A 14,917-nucleotide genomic window follows, 5' to 3' on the forward strand; every position below is an offset into this window, starting at 1 on the left:
TCGAACCCCCGGCGCCGTGACCATGGGCGGCACCCCGCCGGCCGCGCCCTAGTCGAGGGCCCGGTCGACCGAGGACAGGGGCAGTGCGAACAGCATGCGGTCGGACTGGGACCAGACCTCGCCGGTCTCCTCCCAGTAGGACAGGGAGCCCGACCGGGCGCTCCAGCAGTGGCGGGTCTCGTCCGTCCCGCACTCCGTCGCCCGGGCGCTGTCCGTGTCCTGGCGCCACAGCGTCCCGTGCCCGCCCGGTGAGCCCGCCGCGCGGTCGAGGTACCAGCCCGAGCGGTACGCCAGCACGCCCCGCACGTCGGTCGTCTTCGTCTCGTACGCCTCGACCGGGTCCGCGTGCCCGGAGGAGTCGGTGGTGAGCAGGCCGGGCCGGGCCGGGTCCCGGCTCAGCGAGTAGCGCCACAGCCGGGTGCGCCGGTCGCCGTCCGCGGGCACCCACTCGCTCGCGACCAGACTGTCGGGGGAGGTGCTGCGGTCCAGGGACACCGTGGCCGGGCGCGGCTCGTCACCGCCGGGCAGGGTGTACGAGCCGACGGCCGGCAGCACGTACCGGTAGCCGTGCGCCGCCCAGCCGCCGCGCACCCGGCCGACCGCGTCGGACTCGACGGTGGCGCGCTGGATGCGGTCCATGTCGTACACGTACAGCGCGTCCCGGTCGCCCTCGCGGGTCGTCACCAGCAGCTTGTCCTGGTACCAGACCATGCCGGACAGCGGCGAGACCAGCCCCCGGTAGTCGTGCCCGCCGTCCACCGGGACGGCCAGCAGGGCCCAGGTGTAACGGAGCCGGTCCGGGTCGTTCGCGTCGACGAAGGCGACCTTGGCCAGACCCTGCTCGGGCGCCGGACCGTCCATGGAGCCGCCCTCGGCGCCGTTGGTCCATCCGGAGAGGATCACACGGTTCTCGCCCCAGCGGCCGTCGTCGTCCGCGTCCCCCGAGGTGGTGACCGCGCCCGGGCGCCAGCCCCGGGTGTCGGCGGCGCCGAAGCAGTACGCGCGCGTGGCCGCCGGTTCGACCGGCAGGGCGTGCTTCTCGTCGGTCGAACAGCCGGCCGCGTCCCGCAGCGGGCGGTCGGCGCTCTCCAGCACCGTGCCGACACCGACGGGGCGGCCCATCTCCGAGGAGAGCCGGTCGAGCCACTGCCCCGGCACCCGGTGCTCGGCCAGCGGCAGCCGCCCGGCCTCGGCCGAGGCGCTGAGCGGCTTCAGCGTCCCCGGGGCGTCGGTGACCTCGGCCTGCGAAGCGCTGATCAGGGTGGCGGCGGCGGTGAGCGCGAGGGCCGTCCCGGCCAGCGTCGCCCGTACCGCCCTGCCCCGTCTGCGCCGCCGGTGCCTGCCGCGATGCTTCATACCGTCCTCCCGAGGCGGGTCAACTGCGCCTGATGATCCGTACGTTGACGGAGGAGCAGGGGGGATGGCCCGTAGAGGGATGCTACGGCAGGTGAGCGGGGTGGCGGACGAAGACCCCGCAAATATGCGAAAGATGTACCTCAGGGGGAGGGACGTGTGTCCCTCTCGGCACGCCCGGTGACGCTCAGGGGGCCGGTGCGGACGTACGGAGCCCGCACACCGCCGGGGCCGTCGAGTACGGCAGCAGATCGCGCGGGTCGTCCGGGAGCAGCATCTCCACCTCGGCGTCCTCGGCGAACCGGTACGGCCGGTGCTCCAGTAACGCCCCCAGATACCGCCGCACCCGGGACAGCTCGGCACGCACCGTCACCGTCCGGGCCGGGTCGCCGAACACGTCACCGGCCAGGCCCGAGGCGCTGCGGCCGGTGCGGTGGACCGCGAGAAGGTACAGCAACTCGGCATGCCGGGGACTCAGTTCGCGGGCCCAGGAACCGGCGCCCCCGGACACCTCCACCGACCATCTGCGCGCCTGTCTGAGGTCCAGCACGATCCTGGTCGCCCCGTCCGGCCCCGGTTCGCCGGCGGCCGCCCGCACCAGCCAGCCCCCGGCCAGCGGCTCCACCGAGCACCGCCCGAGCACCGGCAGCCACCGCGGGCCCGCCGACAGCGACTTCGGCAGGGCGACCCGCCGCGTGTACGGCATCCCGCTCACCGCGGCGGTCCAGCCGTCCGCGTCGACCACCAGGGCCCGCCCGCCGAGCCGGGCCAGCACCGGCGCCGCCACCGCGCGCAGCCGCTCCAGCGCCTCCACGTGCATCTCCCGCAGCCGCGCCTCGGCGAGCTTGGCCACCGAGTCGACCCAGGCGAGCGTGGCCGGATGCATCGTCTCCAGCGGCCCACTCACGTCCACCACCCCCAGCAGCCGGCCGTCCCGCGGATCCGTCAGGGGAGCGCCGGCACAGGTCCAGCCGGCCTGGGAGCGCACGAAGTGCTCCGCGGCGAACACCTGGACGGGCCGGCGCACCACCGCCGGAGTGCCCAGACCGTTCGTGCCGACGACGTCCTCGCGCCAGTCCGCGCCGAGTTCGAACCCGAGCCCGTCGGCCTTGCGCAGCACCGGCGCGCTGCCCTCGCGCCACAGCACCCGGCCCTCCTCGTCGGCGACCACCATGATGTGGTGGGCGATGTCGGCGACCGCCAGCAGCCCCTCCCGCAGCACCGGCAGCACATGGCGCAGCGCCGAGGTCTCGCGCCGCCGCCGCACCTCCTCGAGGGGCAGCAGCCCCGTCCGGAAGTCGTGGTCCGGGTCGACGCCGCCGCGCAGCATCCGCTCCCAGGACTGCTCGATCACCGGCCGCGGCGCCACGGGGGCGGGCTGCCCGGAGAGCCGGGCGGAGCGGACCTCGTCGAGTACCCGGGCCGCCCGCGTGGCGTTCACGGCGGCGAGCTGCGTGACGTCCATCGGCGTGTCCCCCCGGAGCCAATTCTGACTGTCCGTCTCATAGTGCCGTCTGCCCCTGACGGACGCGCGCAGTCCGCACGCAGTCGGCATCAAGTTGCAACCCCTCGCAACCCTGGTGGACGGCCCGGCCGTGGCTGAAAATTGAGCAGCGCCGTCCCGAGCGGCGTTCGATGGCTCGAACGGGCCAGTGCGGCGGGGGTGGTGCCGTGTCGGCGCAGCACCACCCCCGCTCCCGCGCAAGCGGATCAGAACACCCGGTCAGGAGACCGGACGCGCCCGCTCCACGACCGCCGCCAGGTTCAGTGTGTGCGGCAGCGTCCCGAAGGCCGCGCCCCCGTCGCCGCCCAGCCGAGCAGCGCAAAACGCGTCGGCCACCTGCGGCGGCGCGAAGCGGACGAGCAGCGACCCCTGGAGCACCAGCGCGAGCCGCTCCGCCAGCCGGCGCGCCCGCCCCTCCACGCCCTCCAGATCGGCCAGTTCGGTCAGCAGGTTCTTGATGGCCCCGTCGAGACGGTGATCGGCGCCGCGCGCCTGCCCGACCTCCCGCAGATACGCGTCCAGCGCGCCCGGCTCCCGCTGCAACGCACGCAGTACATCGAGGGCCTGGACATTGCCCGCGCCCTCCCAGACCGAGTTGAGCGGCGACTCCCGCACCAGCCGGGGCATTCCGGACTCCTCGACGTAGCCGTTGCCGCCCAGGCACTCCGCCGCCTCCACCGCCACCGGCGGGCACCGCTTGGTCACCCAGTACTTGGCGGCCGGTACCGCGATCCGCAGCAGCGCCCGCTCCTGCTCGCCGCCGTCGTCGTAGGCGGCCGCGAGCCGCAGCGCCAGGGTCGTCGCGGCCTCCGACTCCAGGGCGAGATCGGCGAGGACGTTGCGCATCAGCGGCTTGTCGACGAGCTTCCCGCCGAACGCCTCCCGGTGGGCGCAGTGGTGCACCGCCTGCGCCACGGCCTGCCGCATCAGCCCCGCCGAGCCCAGCACACAGTCGAGCCGGGTCGCGGCGACCATCCCGATGATGGTGCGCACCCCGTGTCCCTCCTCGCCGACCCGGCGGGCCCAGGTCCCGTCGAACTCGACCTCGGCGGAAGCGTTCGACCGGTTGCCGAGCTTGTCCTTCAGCCGCTGGACCAGGAACACGTTGCGCGTCCCGTCCTCCAGCACGCGCGGTACCAGGAAGCAGGTCAGCCCGCCCGGAGCCTGCGCCAGCACCAGGAAGCCGTCGGACATCGGCGCCGAGCAGAACCACTTGTGCCCGGTCAGTTCGTACGTCCCGTCCTCGGCGAGCGGCCGCGCGGAGGTGGTGTTCGCCCGGACGTCGCTGCCGCCCTGCTTCTCCGTCATGCCCATCCCGAACAGCGCGCCGGCCTTGAGACGGGCGGGCCGCAGCTCACGGTCGTAGACCATGGACGTCAGCCGCGGCTCCCACTCGGCGGCCAGCTCGGGGTCCGTGCGCAGGGCGGGCACCGCCGCGTGCGTCATCGACAGGGGGCAGCCGTTGCCGGCCTCGACCTGCGTCCACACGAGGAAGGCCGCGGCCCGCCGGACATGCCCGCCCGGCCGCCCCCAGGCCGCCGTCAGACCGGCCGAGACGCCCTTGCCGAGCAGCCGGTGCCAGGACGGATGGAACTCGACCTCGTCGATCCGCTCGCCGTACCGGTCGTGCGTGCGCAGCCGCGGCGGATTCTCGTTGGCGTGCTTCCCCCACTCCTGCACCTGGGCCGAGCCGGAGGCCTGCCCGAGCGCCGACAGCTCGCCGAGCACCTCGTCGAGCAGATCCGGATCCAGATGCCGTTCGACCGCGGCCGTGAGGGCCCGGTCGGCCGTGAAGACGTCGTACCCGACCAGCGGCGGGACCTGGTTGCTCACGGTGTGGGTGCTGCCAGCCATGCTGCGAACCTACCGGGTGAGTGCGGTCGGGCGCGACGGATACCGTTAGGGGGTGCAGCCAGCAAGTGAAACCCCCGACACCCCCTCCGGGCGCCTCCACCGGGCGCGTGCCCTCTACCGGAACGTCTCCAAGCGCAGGACCGCCTGGCTGCTGCTCAAGGACACCGTCAACTCCTGCATCGAGTACCGCATCCTGGGCCTGGCCGCCGAGGCCGCGTTCTTCACACTGCTGTCGGTGCCGCCGCTGCTGCTCAGCATGATCGGCCTGCTCGGCTACGTCGACGCCTGGACCGGCGCCGGCACCATCGAGAGCCTCCAGGCCAACATCCTGGAGGCATCCCGCACGGTGCTGTCCGACCAGGGGGTGCGGGAGATCGCGGAGCCGATCCTGCACGACGTGATGAAGGGCGGCCGGCCCGACGTCATCTCCATCGGCTTCCTGTTCGCCCTGTGGTCCGGCTCCCGTGCGGTGAACGTCTTCATCGACACCATCACCGTGATGTACGGCCTCGACGGCGTCCGCGGCATCGTCCCGACCCGTCTGCTGGCCTTCGCGCTGTTCATCGTCGCCCTGCTGGTCGGCTCCGTCGCGCTGCCGCTGATGGTGGCCGGACCGGACGCGGTGGTGCGGATCGTGCCGTGGTCGACGACGGTCGTGCAGGTCCTGTACTGGCCCGTGGTGATCCTGCTGTCGATCGCCTTCCTCACGACGCTGTACCACGTGTCCGTCCCCGTCCGCTCCCCGTGGATCGAGGACGTGCCCGGCGCGCTCTTCGCCCTCGGCATGTGGGTGCTCGGCAGCTTCCTGCTGCGGATCTACCTGACCAGCACGGTCGAGGGCCCCACGATCTACGGCTCCCTGGCCGCGCCCGTCGCCGTGCTGCTGTGGATCGGTGTGTCCGCGTTCGCCGTGCTGGTCGGGGCCGCCGTCAACGCCGCCATCGACCGGGTCTGGCCGGCCGCCGCCACGGCCGCGGCCCGCGAGGCCAACGAGCGGCTGCGGCAGGCGCAGGTCGCCGAGTACGTGGCCCGCGCCGCCGCCGCGGGGGAGGCCGACCCCGACATGCCCTCCGAGTTCCCGGAACGCTGGTCCCGTTTCCTCCCCCCGGAGGACGTCTCGGCCCGCCTGCGCACGCATGTGAAGAGCACCCATGTGAAGCACACGCAGGTGAAGCACACGCCGGCCAACGGGGAGCGGCAGCCGCCCGAGGAGAAGTGACGGCCGGCGGTCTCAGGCCTTCCAGGTCCCGGCCGCCGCCTCCTCCCGCACGAACTCGGCGAAGCCCCGGGGCGCGCGGCCCAGGACCTCGCGCACGCCGTCCTCGAGGTGCGCGTTGCGGCCGTCGAGGAGGGTGTCGAAGATGCCGGTCATCGCCGCGACCTCCTCCGGCGGCAGACCGAAGCCGACCATGGCCTCGCCGTAGTCCCGGGTGGAGACGGCCCGGTACGTCAGCGGCCGCCCCGTCGCCTCGGCGATCTCCGCGACGGCCTCCCCGAAGGTCAGCAGCCGCGCCCCGGACAGGGTGAGCGTCCGGCCCACGTAGCGCTCGCCGTCCGTCAGCGCGGTCACCACCACGTCGGCGATGTCCCGCACGTCGAGGAACGGCTCCCGCACCTCGTCGGCCGGGAACACCAGCTCACCGCGTTCCCGCAGCTCCGCCACCAGCGGGCCCTCGCTGAAGTTCTGCGCGAACCACGCGGCCCGAACGACCGTCCAGTCGGCGCCCGAGGCGTGCAGCGCCTCCTCGGTCGGCAGGGCCTGGTCCTCGCCGCGCGCGGACAGCAGCACCAGCCGCCGCACCCCGAGCCCGACCGCCTCGCGCGCCAGCGCCCCGACCGCTTCGGCGGCACCCGGCGCGCCCACGTCCGTCGGGTGGGCGATATAGGCCGCGTCGGCGCCGCGCAGGGTCGCCGCCCAGGTCGAGCGGTCCCACCAGTCGAAACCGGTCGCCCGGGACGCGGCCCGTACCGTGAGCCCCGCGGCCTCCGCGGCCCGCGCCACCCGGCTCCCCGTACGCCCGGAGGCGCCCGTCACCACCACCGTCGTGCTCCGCGTGTTCCGTTTCGTGTTCGTCATACCGTCGAGTCAACTGCCGTGCGCGGCACGGAACCATCGCCGAACGGCTCATTCCCATACGCCCGCGTCTAAGGGGGCTTCTGATGGATCTCCGCGGCGTCGCGACGCCCGGCACGCACTCTCGCCGCACCGGACGAAAGGCCTAGTAGCTCCGCTACGAGGCCTTCCGCCCGGCACGCCGAGAGCACGCACCGAACGCCGCTCCTTCTTCCGCGGAGATCCATCAGAAGCCCCCTAAGCTGGCCCCATGGACGCAGTCGCCGGGCTACTGGACGGCCCCCGCGCCCGGGGCGCGTTCATGATCAGGGCGTGTTTCGACCCCCCGTGGGCGGTCCGGGTGGAGGACCGGGCCCCGCTCACCGTGATGCTCGTCGTGCGCGGCGAGGCCTGGGTCGTGCCCGACCGGGGCGAGCGGGCCCTGCTGCGGGCCGGGGACCTCGCCATCGCCCGCGGCCCGGACCCGTACACCTGCGCCGACGACCCCGGTACGGCCCCGCAGGCGCTGATCCTGCCGGACCAGGAGTGCCGCTACCCCGACGGACGGCCCCTCAACGGCTCCATGGACCTGGGCGTCCGCACCTGGGGCGACCGGCTGGACGGGGCCACCGTGCTGCTGATCGGCACGTACCCGATGAAGGGCGAGGTCAGCGGACGGCTGCTGGACGCCCTGCCGCCGCTGCTCACCCTCCCGTCCGACGTGTGGGCCTGCCCGCTCACGCCGTACGTCGCCGAGGAGATCGTCCGGGACGAGCCGGGCCAGGAGGTCGTCCTGGACCGGCTGCTCGACCTGCTGGTCATCGCCGCACTGCGGGCCTGGTTCGCCCGCCCGGAGGCGGCGGCCCCCGCCTGGTACCGGGCGCTCGCCGACCCCGTCGTCGGTGGTGTCCTGCGCCTGCTCCAGGACGATCCGGCCCACCCGTGGACCGTCGCCTCCCTCGCGGCCAAGGCGGGTGTGTCCCGCGCCGCGCTGGCCCGCCGCTTCACCGGCCTGGTGGGCGAACCTCCGATGACCTACCTCACCGGCTGGCGCCTCGCCCTCGCCGCCGACCGGCTGCGCGACTCCGACGACACCCTCGACGCGGTGGCCCGCCGGGTCGGCTACGGCAGCGCGTTCGCCCTGTCGACGGCCTTCAAGCGGGTGTACGGCGTCAGCCCGGTGGAGTACCGGGCGCGGGCGGCGTGACCGGGCAGGGGCGGCGTAGCCTGGCACACGTGTACGTGGAGTGGGCGTCACGGCTGGCGGGAGCGGTCGTGTGGACCAACACCCCGGACCGGGACGGGGTGGGCCGGGTGCTGCCCGACGGGTGCATGGACCTGCTGTGGCACGAAGAGCGGCTGCTGGTCGCCGGGCCCGACACCCACGCGTACCTCACGGGCGGTGCGGCCGGTGCCTGGGCCGGGGTCCGCTTCTACCCGGGTACGGCTCCCGCGCTCCTGGGCGTACCGGCGCACGAGCTGCGTGACCGCCGGGTCGAGCTGGCGGACCTGTGGCCGGCCTCGCGGGTGCGCCGCCTGGCCGGCCTCGTGAACGCGGCCCCCGACCCGGCGAGCGGCCTGGAGGAGGTGGCGCTGCGGCAGGCGGCCGGTGCCCAACCCCCGGACCCGGTGCTGCGGCAGGTCGTCACGGCCCTCGACACGGGCCGCCCGGTCGCCGTGACCGCCGACGAACTCGGCCTGGGGGCACGCCAGTTGCACCGCCGTTCGCTGGCCGCGTTCGGCTACGGCCCCAAGACCCTGGCGCGCATCCTGCGGCTGCGCCGCGCCCTCGCACTGGCCCGGGCCGGGGTGCCCTTCGCGGACACGGCCGCCCGGGCCGGATACGCCGACCAGGCCCATCTGTCCCGGGACGTCAGGGAGTTGGCTGGCCTGCCGCTGGGCGAGCTACTCGCCGGACGCGGCTAGCGGGGCGAACAGGTCCACCCCGTTGCCGTCCGGGTCGAGCACGACGGCGTACCGCTGCCCCCAGAAGGCGTCCCAGGGCTTGAGCTCGCCGTGGTACCCGGAGCCCACCAGCTCCTCGTAGAGGGTGTCCACTTCCGCCGGCCCGTCGCAGCGCAGGGCCAGCGAGGCCCGGCCCCCGCCTGCGGGCGGCTCCCACTCGGGGAGGAAGGAGCGGACCGTCTCCTCGGTGTCGAACATCAGTCGGAGCCCGCCGGGCAGTCCGGCCTCGGCGTGCGGCTGGCTCTCGGCGCCTTCCGGGAAGGCGAACCCGAGCCGGCGGTAGAAGGTGACGGAGGCGGCCATGTCGGAGACGACCAGGCCGATGGCATCGAATCGTGCGGTCATGGCGCCACCGTAGGCAGGCCCGGGGCGGCCGGTCTTGAAGGAAACGGACACCGGGCACCCCCACCCCCACCCGCACCCGTGTCCGATCCGTTCAAGACCACTTCCCGGCCGCCCCGTAACGTCGCCGCCATGACGACCACGACACAGCGATCCCGGCACCTCGGCATCCCGATCGACCGCCCCGCCCAGGAGGTGTACGACTACGTCTGCGACCCCCTCAACGCCCCCGGGTGGGCACCCGGACTGGCGCGCTCCATCGAGCGGGTGGACGGCCAGTGGGTGGGGGAGTCGCCCATGGGGCGGGTCGTGGTCGTGTTCACGCCCAGGAACGAGTTCGGCGTGCTCGACCACGACGTCACCCTGCCCTCGGGGCAGACCGTGCACAACCCGATGCGGGTGATCGCCGACGGCCCCGGCTGCGAGCTGGTGTTCACACTGCGCCGGCGGCCCGGGATGAGCGACGAGGAGTTCCGCCGCGACGCGGAAGCGGTGTCCGCCGACCTCACCGGCCTGAAGCGGCTGATGGAAGGTTCCTAGTCCGTCGGCTCCGACTCGTCGTGGATGGTGCCGTCCTCGTCCATCGTCGGGTGCAGCTTCATGGGGCCGTCCTCGTCGATGTCCGACGGCCGGGGGCCGTCGGGCCCCATGCCAGGCCGAACCCGGTGGGCAGCAGCACGGGGTCCGGGTGGGTGGTCACCGCACGCTCGGAGTCCTCGCGGACGGCGGAGGGAGAGCGGGCGCCTTCCGGCCCAGCCCGGCCCAGGGAGACCCCGGGCGTCCCACGCTCCGCCGGGACGCCGCCGCCCCGCGCCCGAGTCGTCCCTGGGTGGTCCCTGAACGCCGGGAAGGCTCGCCCTGTCCGGGGGCAGGACGTGAGGCTGTGCGGTGCCAGACGAGACGAGCCGCCCCAGGGGGAGACCCGCGGGGGACGGCGGTTCGGAAAGGAACACCGCATGAGGATGCGCAATCGGGCCATGGCGATGGCGACGGCCGTGTTGCTGGGGGGCGGGGCCACCGGGATCGCCCTGGCACCGGCCGCGAACGCCGCTCCCTACTTCGGCATCGACGGCGGCGGTGCCGTCACCAACGACTGGGAGGACGAGGAGAACCTCGGCGTCGAGGCCTACGCGAGGGGCAACGCCATCGCCCTGTGGGAGACCGTCCTGTGGGCGGACGGCGCCCTGTGGGAGGACGACGAGGGAGAGTGGCGGCCCTTCAAGAAGAGCCAGATCGACGGCTCGTTCGGACCGGAGACCGAGTCGGCCACGCAGTGGTGGCAGAGCCGGCACAACCTCCCCGAGACCGACGGCACCGTCGTCAGCGAGAGCTGGGACTTCGCCCAGACCCGGTTGCAGAGCCTCCCGGGCAACATCGTCCAGTACAAGGGCGACGCGCGGAACGTCAACTTCAAGCGCGTGGGAGGCAAGTACCAGGTGAAGCTCAAGAACGTCGGGCCCTGGAAGAACGCGCACTACCGCATCGTCGGCTGAGTGCCCGGACGAGCGGGTGACCCCGAGGTCACCCGCTCCACGGCGGCAGCGCCCACAGCAGCCCCGCCAGCAGTACGACGATGACCGCGAAGGAGACCAGCGCCGCCGCCCGCCACCGCCGATAGTCGGCAGCGGGCGGCGGCGCCGCGACGCCCACCGCCGGCCCCAACGCACCGCGCGGCCATGTCGGATCGGCCAGCTCCCACACCGCCAGCAGCCGCGCCTGGTCCGCCCCGGCCACCCGGCACAGCGCCTGCACCGCGCCCCTCGGCGGCTGCTTGGCCCCGCTGAGATACCGCTGCCACGACGACTTGCTGTACGCCGTCCGCCGCGCCAGCTCGGCCAGGCTCAGACCCGTGCGGTCCTTCAGGGCCCGCAGTTGCTCGACCAGATGCCGTGCCTCCCTCGGCAGTGCGTCCGGAAGCGGCTGCCAGCGTGTCATGGTCGTCCCCCAACTGCCCGCCGCCACCCCACCCCCGGGCAACGGCCCCTCCCCACCGCATCGTTCGACGCCGGCCCGTCCGGACCAGTTCCCCGCTGCGACGGGCGCGCGGCGCGTCCAGGGGGTGTGAGAACGTCGGCCGAGCGACCGCCGGCCGGACGGTGCGCCGGGTACCTCGAAGGCGGGTGGCGTCAGCCGATCCCCCGGGCAGCAGCGCGTACCGCCACCACGCCGACCTCAGCCGGTCGCAGGCGAGCTCCGCCTGCGCGGCCGGCTGGTGATCGTGCGTGCATCGCGGATCATGACGAGTCGGTCCTGTCGCGCACTGCGGCCGCCGCCCAACCGGTGACGGCCCTGAGCGTCCTCGCCAACTCGCCATGTGTCTGGGCGAGTTCCGGACAGGGGCGCCGTCGGCGCACGCGCGTGACGAACGCCCTACGCCCGCGGCGCCGCCGTACTCGCCCGTTCCACCAACCGTGTCGACAACTCCGTCCGCGTGCTCTCCGGGCGGTGCCCGTCCATCACGCGCAGCAGTGCGCGCAGCGCCGTCGCGGCCATCTCCGACAGCGGCTGGCGGACCGTGGTCAGGGCCGGGGAGGCCCAGCGGGCCTCGGGCAGGTCGTCGAAGCCCACCACGCTGACGTCGTGCGGGACCTTCAACCCCCGCTCGGCCAGGGCCTGGTACACCCCCAGCGCCATCCGGTCCGAGCAGACGAAGACGGCCGTCGGGGGCTCGGGCAGGTCGAGCAGTTCCAGCATGCGGCGGCGGGCCTGGCCCTCGTCGAAACCGGCGTGCCGTACGTACTCGGCGCGGTGCCGGACCCCGGCCGACACGAGCGCCGAGCGGTAGCCGGCGACCCGGGCACTGCTGCACATCGTGCGCCGGTCGCCGGCGACGACGGCGACGCGCTCATGCCCCAGGGACAGCAGATGCTCGGTGGCCGTCAGACCGCCCTGCCAGTTCGCCGCCCCCACCGAGACCACACCCTCCGGCGGCTCCTGGACCGGGTCGATCATCACGAACGGGATGCGGTGCTGCTCCAGCCAGGCGTACTGCGAGTCGCTCAGCTCGGCCAGGTTGAACAGGACCCCGGAGGAGCCCCGGGCGACCAGTTTGTCCAGCCAGCCGCGCTCCGGGCGCCCGACCCGGGAGCGGGTCAGCGCGGCCGACACCACGACCTCCAGGCCCGCGTCGTGCGCCGCCTCCTCCGCCCCGTGCAGCACCGCGCCCGACCAGGAGCTCTCCAGCGAGTGCACGACCAGGTCGACCAGCCGGGGCGCCTTCGCCGCGTCGAACCGGGGTCTGCGCACATAGCCGAGCCGGTCGAGCGCCTCGGTGACCCGGCGGCGGGTCTCGGGCGCCACGTCCTCCCGGCCGTTGACCACCTTGGACGCGGTCGGCACCGACACCCCCGCCTCACGGGCCACGACCGCCAGCGTCGGACCTGCCGCCACGCTCGCACTCGCCGTACGGACCATCGGGAACCCACCTCTCGACCGGGCAGAAAGCGCTTCCTACTCTAGGTCTGCGGCAGGACGGCGGGTAGACACATGACCGAAAGCCGGTCGACGACACCCCGGGCGCGCGCTGGCGCCGGCAGGGCTCGCCGACAGGCAGAGCGGGCCGCGGTGATGACGTCTGTCACGTTCAGTGATGACAAGTCTCACTGCCGACGCGGCGGCACCGGCAGAACACTGGGTCGCAGGAAAGACCGGCGGCGCCGAGGGGCCGTCCCCGACCCACCCGTTCCGGCGCCCCCGAGCGCCTCAGGAGGACACCAGATGAACCGCGCCTTATCCCTCGCCCTCGCCGCCACCGCGGTGGCGGCGACCGTCTCTCCGGGAGTGTCGGTGGCGGCCGCGCCGGACACCGTGCGGTGGGGCCCGTGCTCGGAGAAGGCCGCGTCGTCCCGGCTCGAGTGCGCGACGCTCGAGGTCCCGCTGGACTACCGCGATCCCGACGGCCGGCGGATAGAGATCGCGATCTCGCGGCTGGCGAGCGAGAAACCCTCGCAGCGCCGCGGCGTACTGCTGACCAATCCGGGCGGCCCCGGCATCTCGGGGCTCGGCTACCCGGTCGCCCTCGCCGCCTCGAAGCTGCCGCGGAAGGTGCTGGACTCCTACGACGTGATCGGCTTCGACCCGCGCGGCACCGGCCGCAGTACGCCGGTGACCTGCCACCTGACGGAGGAACAGCAGAGCCGCGGCAACTTGCCGCCGTACGCGCACACCGCGGCCGATGTCACGCGGCAGGCGAAGAAGGCGCGGACCATCGCCAAGCAGTGCGCCACCTCGAAGACGGCCTCGATGCTGCCGCACACCACCACCGCGAACGCCGCCCGCGACATGGATCGCATCCGGGAGGCACTGGGCGAGCCGAAGGTCTCGTACCTCGGTGGGTCCTACGGCACCTACCTCGGTTCGGTGTACACGACGCTGTTCCCGGAGCGCGGCGACCGGATCGTGCTCGACAGCAACCTGGGCCCCGGCGGCTACGACGTCACGGCCATGCGGTCGCTCGCCCGTGGACTGGAGGACCGGTTCCCGGACTTCGCGGCGTTCGCGGCCGCGCGCCCCGAGTACGGTCTGGGCACCACACCGGAGCAGGTGAAAGCGAAGTTCTTCGAGCTCGCGAAGCGGTTGGAGGAGAAGCCGGTCCGGGGCATCGACGCGACGCTGTTCCGCGGGGTCACCTTCGACCTCCTCTACTCCGACGCGGGCATGACCTCGGTGGCCGAGATGTGGCAGGCGCTCGACAAGGATCAGCCGCTGCCGCCCAACACCCCGCCGGCGATAGCGAACCTGGAGAACCTCATGTCCGCCCGCTTCAATGTGATCTGCGGCGATGCGCGCTGGCCGGAGACGATCGAGGAGTACCAGCGGATGGTCGCGGTCGACCGGGAGAAGTACCCGATGATGGGCGGGTCCGCGGCCAACATCGGACCGTGCGCGTTCTGGCCGAAGCCGATCGAGAAGCCGGTGAAGATCGGTGACCGGGGCCCGTCGAACGTGCTCATGGTGCAGAACGAGCGCGACCCGGGGACACCGCTGGCCCGCGCCCAGGCACTGCGGAAGGCGTTCGGGAAGCGGGCCACGATGGTGACGGCGGACCAGGGCGGGCACGGTGTCTATCCGTTCGGCCTCAACACCTGCGCGAACGACGCGGTGACGGAGTTCCTGACCACCGGGCAGCGCCCGTCACGGGACCTCGCCTGCGCGGCGGAGCCGGGCAAGTAACGGGAGTGGAGCCATGTTCAAGGAGTGGCGGCATCGCCGTGCCGTGCAGCGGGTCAAGCCCGGGGACGGACGACCGTTGAAGCGTTTCCGCTGGTGGCAGATGCTCACCCGCGCACTGTTCCATCTTCGGCTGATGAACGACGGCGGCCGGCAGACGGACTACGCCGTCGACGTCAGGCATCAGAATCGGTCGGACGGCTATGTCAAGGCCCATCTGTACCTCGACGGCAGGCATCACGCCGTGTCCAGAGTCCCCGCCGTCTTCCCCGTCCCGGGCGGCACCGTCGAAGTGCGGGCGAGCAACTTCGGGCTGAAGCGCTGCCACTACGTCACCGTCGAGGGGGCGGAGTTCCCGCTGGTCCCGGACCCCGCCTCAGCCGAGGGGCGCCGCGCGCGCCTCGACCGATCGCACCCCGCACTGAGCAACGGGATCGGTTTCCTCTCGCTGACCGTGCTCGGCATCGGCCTGGCTCTTCTGATCCTGCAACTCGCCGAACAGATCACCCGGGATCCGGAGGGCCTCGCCCAGTACGTCGGGACCTTCGTCTCGCCGATCGATCTGTCGGCGGCGGCCAACGCCGTGGTCGGGCTCGTCACCGTGGCGGCCAGCACCGAGCGGGCGCTGCGGCTGCGCTACAACTGGCTGCTCGACGGCGGGGCGGGCTGAGCGGCCG

The 14,917-nt window shown here is 73.4% G+C and carries 15 protein-coding genes; 7 read left to right on the forward strand and 8 right to left on the reverse strand.

Features of this window, described 5'->3' with window-relative positions; genetic code table 11:
• Positions 1-48: 48 nt before the first annotated feature.
• The 3 genes from ACIBK5_RS22060 to ACIBK5_RS22070 all read right to left on the reverse strand — a co-directional run bounded on the left by ACIBK5_RS22060 (position 49) and on the right by ACIBK5_RS22070 (position 4,711).
• Complete coding sequence (locus ACIBK5_RS22060; protein WP_399021574.1) at positions 49-1,356, reverse strand: hypothetical protein; 1,308 nt, start codon at positions 1,354-1,356, stop codon at positions 49-51.
• A 184-nt stretch (positions 1,357-1,540) separates the two neighbouring features.
• On the reverse strand, positions 1,541-2,818 hold the full coding sequence (locus ACIBK5_RS22065; protein ID WP_399021575.1) for a GAF domain-containing protein: 1,278 nt from the start codon (positions 2,816-2,818) through the stop codon (positions 1,541-1,543).
• Positions 2,819-3,076: 258 nt separating this feature from the next.
• Entirely contained in the window at positions 3,077-4,711 is a 1,635-nt protein-coding gene (locus ACIBK5_RS22070) for an acyl-CoA dehydrogenase family protein (protein WP_399021576.1), read from the reverse strand.
• Between the two features lie 52 nt (positions 4,712-4,763).
• Here ACIBK5_RS22070 and ACIBK5_RS22075 point away from each other — a divergent pair, with 52 nt between their 5' ends.
• The gene (locus ACIBK5_RS22075; RefSeq protein WP_399021577.1) at positions 4,764-5,930 is read left to right on the forward strand and encodes a YihY/virulence factor BrkB family protein; all 1,167 of its coding nucleotides are present in this window, start codon (positions 4,764-4,766) and stop codon (positions 5,928-5,930) included.
• A gap of 12 nt (positions 5,931-5,942) precedes the next feature.
• Here ACIBK5_RS22075 and ACIBK5_RS22080 read toward each other — a convergent pair whose 3' ends face one another.
• Positions 5,943-6,788 carry an NmrA family NAD(P)-binding protein gene (locus ACIBK5_RS22080; protein WP_399021578.1) on the reverse strand — a complete coding sequence of 282 codons (846 nt, stop codon included), beginning with the start codon at positions 6,786-6,788 and terminating at the stop codon, positions 5,943-5,945.
• Positions 6,789-7,035: 247 nt separating this feature from the next.
• Here ACIBK5_RS22080 and ACIBK5_RS22085 point away from each other — a divergent pair, with 247 nt between their 5' ends.
• Positions 7,036-7,971, forward strand: a complete 936-nt coding sequence (locus ACIBK5_RS22085) for an AraC family transcriptional regulator (protein ID WP_399021579.1) — start codon at positions 7,036-7,038, stop codon at positions 7,969-7,971.
• Between the two features lie 29 nt (positions 7,972-8,000).
• The gene (locus ACIBK5_RS22090; RefSeq protein ID WP_399021580.1) at positions 8,001-8,690 is read left to right on the forward strand and encodes a helix-turn-helix domain-containing protein; all 690 of its coding nucleotides are present in this window, start codon (positions 8,001-8,003) and stop codon (positions 8,688-8,690) included.
• On the opposite strand, the gene ACIBK5_RS22095 is transcribed toward ACIBK5_RS22090, so the two are convergent.
• A complete protein-coding gene (locus ACIBK5_RS22095; protein ID WP_399021581.1) occupies positions 8,670-9,074 on the reverse strand; it encodes a VOC family protein in 405 nt (134 codons plus the stop codon). The two genes, ACIBK5_RS22090 and ACIBK5_RS22095, sit on opposite strands and share 21 nt — an antisense overlap.
• A 129-nt stretch (positions 9,075-9,203) precedes the next feature.
• Here ACIBK5_RS22095 and ACIBK5_RS22100 point away from each other — a divergent pair, with 129 nt between their 5' ends.
• Entirely contained in the window at positions 9,204-9,611 is a 408-nt protein-coding gene (locus ACIBK5_RS22100) for an SRPBCC family protein (RefSeq protein WP_399021582.1), read from the forward strand.
• Positions 9,612-9,669: 58 nt separating this feature from the next.
• On the opposite strand, the gene ACIBK5_RS22105 is transcribed toward ACIBK5_RS22100, so the two are convergent.
• Positions 9,670-10,050 (reverse strand): DUF5954 family protein, encoded by a 381-nt coding sequence (locus tag ACIBK5_RS22105; RefSeq protein ID WP_399021583.1) that lies wholly within the window; start codon positions 10,048-10,050, stop codon positions 9,670-9,672.
• Here ACIBK5_RS22105 and ACIBK5_RS22110 point away from each other — a divergent pair.
• Positions 10,028-10,564 carry a peptidoglycan-binding protein gene (locus ACIBK5_RS22110; RefSeq protein ID WP_399021584.1) on the forward strand — a complete coding sequence of 179 codons (537 nt, stop codon included), beginning with the start codon at positions 10,028-10,030 and terminating at the stop codon, positions 10,562-10,564. The genes ACIBK5_RS22105 and ACIBK5_RS22110 overlap by 23 nt on opposite strands.
• A 28-nt stretch (positions 10,565-10,592) precedes the next feature.
• Here the strand turns inward: ACIBK5_RS22110 and ACIBK5_RS22115 are convergent, their stop codons facing one another.
• Together ACIBK5_RS22115 and ACIBK5_RS22120 are read right to left on the reverse strand one after the other, a co-directional pair.
• Positions 10,593-11,006 (reverse strand): helix-turn-helix domain-containing protein, encoded by a 414-nt coding sequence (locus ACIBK5_RS22115; RefSeq protein ID WP_399021585.1) that lies wholly within the window; start codon positions 11,004-11,006, stop codon positions 10,593-10,595.
• A gap of 435 nt (positions 11,007-11,441) precedes the next feature.
• On the reverse strand, positions 11,442-12,485 hold the full coding sequence (locus tag ACIBK5_RS22120; protein ID WP_399021586.1) for a LacI family DNA-binding transcriptional regulator: 1,044 nt from the start codon (positions 12,483-12,485) through the stop codon (positions 11,442-11,444).
• Between the two features lie 303 nt (positions 12,486-12,788).
• Between ACIBK5_RS22120 and ACIBK5_RS22125 the strand changes: the two genes are divergently transcribed.
• On the forward strand, positions 12,789-14,243 hold the full coding sequence (locus tag ACIBK5_RS22125) for an alpha/beta hydrolase (RefSeq protein WP_399021587.1): 1,455 nt from the start codon (positions 12,789-12,791) through the stop codon (positions 14,241-14,243).
• A 13-nt stretch (positions 14,244-14,256) separates the two neighbouring features.
• The gene (locus ACIBK5_RS22130) at positions 14,257-14,910 is read left to right on the forward strand and encodes a hypothetical protein (protein WP_399021588.1); all 654 of its coding nucleotides are present in this window, start codon (positions 14,257-14,259) and stop codon (positions 14,908-14,910) included.
• The last annotated feature ends 7 nt before the right edge of the window (positions 14,911-14,917 follow it).

The sequence above is a fragment of the Streptomyces sp. NPDC050546 genome (assembly GCF_044457425.1).
Classification (GTDB): Bacteria; Actinomycetota; Actinomycetes; order Streptomycetales; family Streptomycetaceae; genus Streptomyces.

Excerpts from the sequence above, each read along its gene's own strand:
- ACIBK5_RS22110 (WP_399021584.1), top strand. The coding sequence starts at position 10,028 with ATGAGGATGCGCAATCGGGCCATGGCGATGGCGACGGCCGTGTTGCTG.
- ACIBK5_RS22120 (WP_399021586.1), bottom strand. The coding sequence starts at position 12,485 with ATGGTCCGTACGGCGAGTGCGAGCGTGGCGGCAGGTCCGACGCTGGCG.
- ACIBK5_RS22125 (WP_399021587.1), top strand. The coding sequence starts at position 12,789 with ATGAACCGCGCCTTATCCCTCGCCCTCGCCGCCACCGCGGTGGCGGCG.
- ACIBK5_RS22105 (WP_399021583.1), bottom strand. The coding sequence starts at position 10,050 with ATGGCCCGATTGCGCATCCTCATGCGGTGTTCCTTTCCGAACCGCCGT.
- ACIBK5_RS22115 (WP_399021585.1), bottom strand. The coding sequence starts at position 11,006 with ATGACACGCTGGCAGCCGCTTCCGGACGCACTGCCGAGGGAGGCACGG.
- ACIBK5_RS22085 (WP_399021579.1), top strand. The coding sequence starts at position 7,036 with ATGGACGCAGTCGCCGGGCTACTGGACGGCCCCCGCGCCCGGGGCGCG.
- ACIBK5_RS22130 (WP_399021588.1), top strand. The coding sequence starts at position 14,257 with ATGTTCAAGGAGTGGCGGCATCGCCGTGCCGTGCAGCGGGTCAAGCCC.
- ACIBK5_RS22065 (WP_399021575.1), bottom strand. The coding sequence starts at position 2,818 with ATGGACGTCACGCAGCTCGCCGCCGTGAACGCCACGCGGGCGGCCCGG.
- ACIBK5_RS22060 (WP_399021574.1), bottom strand. The coding sequence starts at position 1,356 with ATGAAGCATCGCGGCAGGCACCGGCGGCGCAGACGGGGCAGGGCGGTA.
- ACIBK5_RS22095 (WP_399021581.1), bottom strand. The coding sequence starts at position 9,074 with ATGACCGCACGATTCGATGCCATCGGCCTGGTCGTCTCCGACATGGCC.
- ACIBK5_RS22080 (WP_399021578.1), bottom strand. The coding sequence starts at position 6,788 with ATGACGAACACGAAACGGAACACGCGGAGCACGACGGTGGTGGTGACG.
- ACIBK5_RS22070 (WP_399021576.1), bottom strand. The coding sequence starts at position 4,711 with ATGGCTGGCAGCACCCACACCGTGAGCAACCAGGTCCCGCCGCTGGTC.
- ACIBK5_RS22100 (WP_399021582.1), top strand. The coding sequence starts at position 9,204 with ATGACGACCACGACACAGCGATCCCGGCACCTCGGCATCCCGATCGAC.